Origin of the sequence: Methylobacterium sp. Leaf89 (genome assembly GCF_001422215.1) — a bacterium.
Lineage (GTDB): Bacteria > Pseudomonadota > Alphaproteobacteria > Rhizobiales > Beijerinckiaceae > Methylobacterium.
In genome coordinates this window covers 118,067-125,929 of the sequence record NZ_LMML01000011.1, presented here as the reverse complement: position 1 = coordinate 125,929, position 7,863 = coordinate 118,067, and the positions used below count along the sequence as shown (strand labels likewise).

General features: G+C 73.0%; 5 protein-coding genes. 2 read left to right on the top strand and 3 right to left on the bottom strand.

All coding sequences use genetic code 11. The features are described 5' to 3' along the window. A partial coding sequence (locus ASF18_RS06235) for an Ig-like domain-containing protein (protein ID WP_162239162.1) occupies positions 1-3,020 on the top strand: 3,020 nt, incomplete at its 5' end. A gap of 581 nt (positions 3,021-3,601) precedes the next feature. On the opposite strand, the gene ASF18_RS06230 is transcribed toward ASF18_RS06235, so the two are convergent. Further along, positions 3,602-4,909 carry a glycosyltransferase family 87 protein gene (locus tag ASF18_RS06230; RefSeq protein ID WP_244472598.1) on the bottom strand — a complete coding sequence of 436 codons (1,308 nt, stop codon included), beginning with the start codon at positions 4,907-4,909 and terminating at the stop codon, positions 3,602-3,604. A gap of 11 nt (positions 4,910-4,920) precedes the next feature. Continuing rightward, on the bottom strand, positions 4,921-5,268 hold the full coding sequence (locus ASF18_RS24230; RefSeq protein ID WP_056350226.1) for a hypothetical protein: 348 nt from the start codon (positions 5,266-5,268) through the stop codon (positions 4,921-4,923). A gap of 520 nt (positions 5,269-5,788) precedes the next feature. On the opposite strand from ASF18_RS24230, the gene ASF18_RS06220 reads away from it, so the two are divergent. Further along, a complete protein-coding gene (locus tag ASF18_RS06220; RefSeq protein WP_056350225.1) occupies positions 5,789-6,868 on the top strand; it encodes a transcriptional regulator in 1,080 nt (359 codons plus the stop codon). Here the strand turns inward: ASF18_RS06220 and ASF18_RS06215 are convergent. Next, a complete protein-coding gene (locus tag ASF18_RS06215; RefSeq protein ID WP_056221638.1) occupies positions 6,843-7,820 on the bottom strand; it encodes a PfkB family carbohydrate kinase in 978 nt (325 codons plus the stop codon). The genes ASF18_RS06220 and ASF18_RS06215 overlap by 26 nt on opposite strands. Positions 7,821-7,863 lie beyond the last annotated feature (43 nt).

The following is a 7,863-nucleotide window of genomic DNA, read 5'->3' as shown; positions in this document are numbered from 1 at the left end:
CGCCGACGCTGGCTCTTTCGAGCGGCACCCTGGCCAAGGACGGGACCCTCACCGCCACCTTCAGGGGTGACGCGCCGGCCGGTGCGATCGTCAAGATCTACGACGGTGCGCAGCTCGTCGGGCAGGCTGTGAGCGGCGCCGACGGCGCCTACGCCCTCAAGATCCCGGGCGTCACCGCGGGCAGCAATGTCTTCACCGCGACGGCCACCGACGCCGCGGGCCACCTGAGCAAGGTGTCGACGGAGGTCGTCGTCGAGGTCGGTACCGCGGCGGACATCCTCGGGCGCATCGATGCCATCGCGGCGAAGACGGACCTGGCGGGCGTCTACCTGACGGACAAGCACGTGTTCACCGTGTCCTCGGTCGCGCAGATGCAGAGCATGAACGCCCTCGACAAGGAGGTGCTCGCCAAGATCGACGGCGGATACCAGTTCCAGTTCTGGAGCGGGACGGCCGACAATCGGACCATGACGCGCTACGACGCCGACGGCACGCTGGTGAACAGCTACACGGCCTTGACCAAGGACGGAGTTCTCGTCCGCGAAACCTTCGTCGATGCGACCGAGGCGGCCAGCTACGCACGCGAAGTCTACCAATACGGCATCACCGGCAAGAGCTACACCACCATCTACCAGGCCTACGACAAGGCCGGCAACGTCGTGCTCACGACCCGCAGCCACGCGGACGGCACCCTGGACTACTGGTCGAAGGTGGATGCCAGCGGAACGCTGACCAAGGTCTACGACGCCGCCGGCAAGCTCAAGTCCACGAATCTCGCCGGCAGCGACGGCGTCACGGTCGCTTCCAACTACAACGCCGCCGGCGACCTCGCGAACAAGACCACGACCTACGCCGACAAGTCGACCGACACGCAGATCTTCACCAACGGTGTCCTGACGAACGAGTTCGTGACGCATGCCGCCGGCAGCCTGGTCATGAAGGAGACGTTTACCTACAACATCGTGGGGCAGTCCTACGTCGCCCTGCACCAGAGCTACTCGGCCGCCAACCAGCTCCTGACCGAATTCAAGACCCGGGCGGACGGCTCGTACGACACCATCACCTGGCTGGCCACCGACGGCTCGACCCGCACGCGCATCTACGACGTCGCCCAGCGTCTCACCTCCGAGAAGATCGTGCTGGCCGACAAGTCGACCGATGTGAAGACCTACGTCGCCGGCGTGCAGACCCGCGAGGTCATCACCCGCGCCGACGGCACGAAGGAGGCCTGGGACTTCGGCATCTCCGGCAAGGCCTATGGCAGCATCCACCGCTGGTACGACGCCTCGGGCAAGCAGACCAAGCTCGAATACGTGGCCGAGAAGTGGGTCGACACCAAGTTCGCCCCGGTCCTGGGGCTGGGCACCGAGCCGGCGCCGACCCTGGCCATGGTGCAGGGCCGCGGCGCCCATGCGGGAATCGGCCCCGTGATGGGCCCTGCGCCGACGGCGGAGACCCAGATGGTCGGCGGGGCGCTCGTGGCGGTGCTGAAGGGCGAGGCGCTCGCGGGCTCGGCCGTGATGATCTACGACAACGGTCAGCCCATCGGCACGACGACGGCCGCGGCCAACGGCAGCTACAGCTTCAAGACGGCCGGACTCAGTGCCGGTCCGCACGTGCTCAGCGCCGCGACGCTCACCGAGGCCGGCCTCCTGAGCAAGAACTCCGACACGGTCGCCGCCTACGTCATGACCTCCGCGGAATTCGTGAAGCAGATCGGGGCGATCGGCGCCACGGCGGGGCTGGCCGGCGTCTGGCTCACGGACGGCAACGTCCTCACCGTGCCGGCCGGGCGCGTGGCCCAGTATGTCGAGCGCTACGGCGCCGCCCTCAAGGCGATCAAGGGCGATGGCTACAGCTTCGCGGTGAAGAGCGGCACGCCCGACAACCAGACCGTCTCGTCCTACGATTCCGCCGGCACCCTCCAGGACGTGGTGACGCGCTCCTACAAGGATGGACGCCTCGTCAAGGAGACGGTGGTCCACAACGAGGCCGACGCGGCCTATGCCCGAGAGGTCCACCAGTACGGGTTCACCGGGAAAAGCTACGTCGAGACCTATCAGGGCTACGACACGGCCGGAAACCTCGTGCTCTCGACCCGCAGCCACGCCGACGGCAGCCTGGACTACCAGGCGGTGCGCGAGGCGGACGGCACGACGACGATGCGCTTCTTCGACGCCAAGGGTGTCCTGGCCTCGACCACCGTCGCCGGCACCGACGGCAGTTCGAAGACCGTCACGGTCGACGCCGCCGGCCACGTCACCTCGGTCAACGAGGTCCACGCGGACAAGTCGGCGGTCGCGACGGTCTATGACGGCGCGGCGGTCAAGTCGACGACGGTCACGCACGCCCCGGGCGAAGCCATCGGCAAGGAGGTCTTCGAGTCCGGCATCAAGGGCCTCGCCTACACGGCCACCCACACCTCCTACGATGCGGCCGGAAAGGTCGTCGCGATCGAGCGGACCGACGCCGACGGACACCTCGTCTCGACGCTGAAGACCGGCGCGGACGGCACGACGACCACGGAAAGCTACATCGGCGGCGTGCTGGACGAGCAGATCGTCAAGTACGCGGCCGGCGCCTCGATCGCCAAGATGGTGTTCGACTTCACGCCGCAGGACGCGACGCACGCCTCGCTGGGCACGGCCTTCGACGCCGCCGGGCGCACGCTCTACACCGACGCGCTGCACCGCGACGGCAGCCACGACGTGACGGTCCTGGCGCGCGGCGTCACGGTCGGGTCCTCCCCGTCGGACGACCACTTCACCAGTGCCGGCGCCGACACCTTCGTCTTCAAGGGCGGGTTCGGCCACGACACGATCTCGGGCTTCAACGCCGGCACGAGCTCGCTCCACGACGTCCTCCAGTTCGATGCGGGGGCCTTCCTCCACGACAACCCGATCTGGTCGGCGCGGGACGTCGGCAACGACGTGGTGCTGACCACCATCAGCCACGACACCGTGACGCTGCTCGGCGTCCACAAGGACCAGCTCGTGTTGAACGACTTCCTCATCGCCTGAGGCGTCGCGGCCGGGCTCGGGGGGCATCCGCGAGGCCGGTTTGCCCGGCCTCCGGGCGCTGGCCGGGCCGGACCCTACGGCGCCCCCGCCACGGCGGGGGCCGAACGCCGCCGCGCTACCGTCCGTCCCGGGCGCCGGCCCGAGTCGGCGCCCTGCCTCGGCGATCCCGGCCGGAGCCGCGCGACACGGAAGGGGGCGTCGGGATCGCTCGCGGCCCCCTGCCCCCGGCGTTGCGGCTGAGGGGCCGGGAAAGCGGAAATCCGCGCCGGGCGCGGAACGGATGTCGGGCTCAGGGATCGCCCCGCCGCTCGATTCCAACCGCTCACGCCCCCCCCGCGAAACCCCGGAGGCCTCCCGGCCGACGTCCGCGCCGGCGCCCGGGAAGGTCAGGCGCGGCGCGCGGGGGACGCCTCCGTGATCGACCGTGTCCCGGACGGTCCCGACCCGATCCGATCCGATCCGACCTGGGCCCCGTGACCACGAGCCCGAAGACCGGGACGAACCCGCCGCCGGCCGGCAGGGCCAGGGTCGGGCGGTGCGTCAGGGGTCTGCCGCCGAGCAGGTCCGGGGCCGTTCGGATCTCACGCGCGCGGCGCGGACTCCCGGTGCCCCAGGCCGTCCGGCCGCGGGGCCGTCGACGCACCGGGGCGCGTCGGGGCCCCGCCGGGGTGGAGCACCCGGAGGGCGACGCAGGCGAGCACGGCCAGGGCCAGCCCGAGCCCGAGGGGCACCCCCGTCAGGTCGGCGACGAGGCGCGGCAGGGCGAACAGGGGCGTCGCGCACAGGAGGGCCCGCTCCGGCCAGCGCAGGCCGCCGGCGTCCCGGGCCGCCAGGACGAGGAACAGGGTCGCGGGCACCAGGGGCGCGAGGTCGTAGACCGGCAGGTAGGGCGAGAGCAGCGGCACCGCGGCGAGGAGAGCGGCGGCGCGCAGGGGCGCGGGCGTCGGCCCGCGCCAGCTGCGCAGCGCCAGCGCCAGCGCCGCCAGGGCGACGAGGCCCTGGAAGGCCCAGGCGGCGGCCATCGTGCCGCCCGCGAGCCGCACCGCGCCGAAAGCGCTGGCGTTGACGTCGAGGCCCGCCCCGGCGTCCCGGAGGATGATCTGGTTGGTGGTGCCGAGAGTCTGGAGGAAGCCGATCCAGGGCGCCGGGCCGAACGCCGCCAGGGCGGCGGCGGCGAGGGCGAGCATGGTGGCGAGGCAGGCGCCCAGGCAGGCCCGACGGCCGGTGGCCAGGAGCAGGAGCGGCGCCAGCACCGCGAAGTGCGGCTTGTAGCAGAGCAGCCCGAAGCACAGCCCCGCGAGCCAGGGGCGCCGGTCCACCAGGGTCGCGCCCAGGGTCAGGAGCGCGGCGGTGAACAGGGCGTTCTGGCCGTAGACGAGCGTGCAGAAGACGAGCGGATGCGCGAGCGCGATCCCGGCCCCGTCGCGGCACCCGGCCGCGAGTCCCATCGCGAGGGCGAACAGGCCGACGGACAGCGCGGTCCAGAGCCAGAAGGCGGCCTGCGGCTCCCACACCGCCAGGGCGGCGGCCGGCAGCAGGAACACCGGCGGGTAGTGCCAGGCGAAGCGGCAATCCGGCCCGAACGCCGCCTTCAGGTTCGCGAGGTGCACCGGCAGGTCGTAGGGCTCGCCGGCGCGGCCCTCCAGCGCGGCCCGGCCCGCGACCCAGATCTGGCTGAAATCCACGCCGAGCACGTCGCCCCGCCAGTTCCGCCGCGGCTCGGGGCCGGTGCCGTACAGCACCGCCACCACTCCGAGGGTCAGGGGCACGAGGATCCAGGCGGCGCGCCGGGCAAAGGCCAGGAGGCGCGCATCGGAGCCCACCAGGTCCGCGAACGCGGCGCGCCAGGCGCCGCGCGGCGCAGGCGCGGTTGCGTGCCGTCCCGTCATGGCCATTCCGATCACACGCACCAGGAACGCTCCGGGGCACGGGCGGCCGCGACGACGGTCCCGACCCGGGCGGCCGGAGGCTGTGTCCGCCCGGCTTCAGTAAGGCCGAAAGCGCTTAACAAACCGCGCCTGGCCCGGGTGGATGCGGTCCGGCCGGCGCCCCAGCGGGCCGCCAGGGTTCCGTCGGTCAGGTGGACCGTTGCGTCGCCGAGCCCGGTGGCGAGGCCGGTGGGCAGGGCGCCCGCGAGGGTGCGCCGGATGCAGAGAAGGCTCGTCGGGCCGATGGGCGCGGCGATGGACAGGCCCCGGCTCGCGCCGGCCGGCAGGGCCGTGGCGATGACGCTCACGGCGCCCGCCACGGGCGCCTCATCGACCTCCGTGTGGTCGTGGGCGACGAATCCCGCCCGTGGCGCGACCGTCGCGAGGGTCGCCTCCGGGGAGCCGATCGGCCCGCGCTTCAGGGCCGAGGAAGCCCGGGCTCAGGCGAGATCGGGCCCGTCGTTCCGTTCGTCGGCCCGCGTCGCGGTGCAGGACAGGACGACGACGGCGCTGGCGCAGAAGGTCCTGATGGCGGGATCCTCCGAAACGCGGACAGTCTCGGCAGGTCCGGAAGGCACGGCCGCGGCCGTTCCGGTCGCTGCCGGCTCCGGCCGGTGCCCCGGCCCCGTCGAAAAAGCACCGTCTCGCCAGGGGTTCGCCGCGTACCGCGCGACCGGCCGGGGACCGCCCGCCGCACCGTCCTCCGCGGGCGGAGGGACCTGCCGCCGGCCCCGCGCCCGGCTCGGGCCGGCGACATCCCCCATTCGGAGGATACCGCCGCCGGTTTTGGACTGATATTGGTCTTATCAAGATCAGACACATCATCAGTGGGGCGGGCCGATGCGGGAAACTCTGATCGACCGGATCTATGAAGCGGCCGGCACGCCCGAATTCTGGCCGGACGTCCTCCAATGCTTCGGAGAGACGGCGCATTCGGATGGCGGCGTGCTCATGGTCCTGCCGCCCGCGGGCACGCCGCGCTGGATCGCCTCCCCGTCCCTCGAGCGCCGCCTGCGGCATCACACCGACGCCGCGTCCTGGCGGGGCAGCGGGCGCACGGCGCAGTGGCGCGCCCTCGCCCAGGGGAGCTTCGTCCGCGACGTCGACCTGCTGCCGGGTTCCTATGACGGCCGGTCCTCCCGGGTCGACGAACCGTTCTGGCAAGTGGGGACGACGATCCCCCTCCCCACCGGCGACGTGGCGATCGTCACGGCCGAGCGCCGGGCCGAGGCCGGTCCGCACGAGGCCGGCCTCCTGCCGCGCCTCGATGCCCTGCGGCCGCATCTCGTCCGCGCCTGCCGGCTCGGGGCGCGATTCGGCTCCGGGCGGGCCCGCACCACCACCACGGCCCTCAACCGGATCGGGCTGCCGGCCGCGGTCCTGTCGGCCTCGGGGCGGGTCCTGGCCATGAATGCCCGCCTGGAGCAGCAGGACGAGATCCTGCCCTCGGGCCAGCATGGCGGCCTCCTGTTCAAGAGCCTGGCCAACAGCAAGCTCCTGCAGGACGCGGTCGCCGACGTGGTCGCCGGCCGGCGCGCGGCCCAGACCATGCCGGTGCGCGGCTACGCCGACCGCCGCGCCCACATCGCCCACATCCTGCGCTTCGACCGGCACCCCGGCGACGTCTTCGACGCCTCGGCGGTGCTCCTCATCCTGGTGCAGGTCGGCGCCCGGGCGGCGCCGGATGACGGCCTCCTCCACCTGCTGTTCGACCTGACCCCGGCGGAGGCGCGCCTGCTCCAGGCCCTGGCCGGGGGCCTTCGCCTGCAGAGCTATGCCGAGAGCGTCGGCGTCCAGACCAGCACGGTGCGGACCCAGCTCACCTCGATCTTCAACAAGACGGGCACCAAGCGGCAGGCGGAACTCCTCAGCATCGTGGCCTCGCTCTCGATGTTCAGCGGGCCGTCGGCCCCGTGCTGAGGCCCGCGTCGCCGGAGGCGGCGTCCGGCCCGGCCCCGTCCAGGAAGGCCTCCAGCGCGGCGGCGGTGGGGAAGGCGTCGAAGGCGCCGAACTGCGCGGTGGCCAGCGCCCCGCAGGCCGCCGCCCGCCGCAGGGCCGCGCCGAGGGGCGCCTTCGCCAGCAGGGCCGCCATCAGGCCGGCCGCGAAGGCATCGCCCGCCCCGACCGTATCGACGGCCGCCACCGGGAAGGCCGGCTGGCGCAGGGGCGGCAGGCCGGGGCGGAACGCGACCGCGCCGCGCTCCCCCAGGGTGACCACGAGGTGGTCGAGGCCCCCGTCGAGGAGGGCGGCGATGGCGGGCGTCGGGCGCCGCGTCTCGGCCAGGGCCTCGGCCGGGCCGAGGCCGAGCGCGGCCGCCTCGATCCCGTTGACGACGAGGAGCGTGGTGTCGGCCAGGATCGCGGGGTCGAGGGGGCGCATCGGCGACGGGTTGAGCAGGGTGGGCAGTCCCCGCGCCCGGGCCAGGGCGAAGGCCTCGCGGATGGGGGCATCCGGGGATTCGAAGGTCGCCGCCACGAGGTCGGCGGCCGCGACGCGGTCGGCCGCGGCCCGGACATCCGCCGCCGTCAGGGCGAGGTTGGCCCCGAGGCAGACCGCGAGGCAGTTCTCGCCCGCCGGATCGACGAAGGCGACGCCGGCGCCGGTCGAGCCCGCATGCGGCACCAGCATGGTCTCGGGAAAGCCCACCTGCGCGAAGGTCGAGCGGACCACCGGGGAGAACACGTCCGCGCCGACGGCGAAGAGCCCGTCCACCCCGACGCCGAGCCGGTGCGCGGCCAGCGCGAGGTTGAAGCCCTTGCCGCCGGGCTCCGCGCGGAAGGCCGAGCCCCCGAGGGATTCGCCCGCCTGCGGCAGCCGCGGGACCTTGACCGAGCAGGCGATCACGAAGCTGCCGATGACGAAGACCCGCATGGAGCACCCCGGCCCGATCCGATATAAGTATTCGTACCGGAGG

What these genes read in the sequence shown, in the direction of transcription:
- ASF18_RS06230 (WP_244472598.1), bottom strand. Translation starts at nt 4,909, where the DNA reads ATGACGGGACGGCACGCAACCGCGCCTGCGCCGCGCGGCGCCTGGCGC.
- ASF18_RS06220 (WP_056350225.1), top strand. Translation starts at nt 5,789, where the DNA reads ATGCGGGAAACTCTGATCGACCGGATCTATGAAGCGGCCGGCACGCCC.
- ASF18_RS06215 (WP_056221638.1), bottom strand. Translation starts at nt 7,820, where the DNA reads ATGCGGGTCTTCGTCATCGGCAGCTTCGTGATCGCCTGCTCGGTCAAG.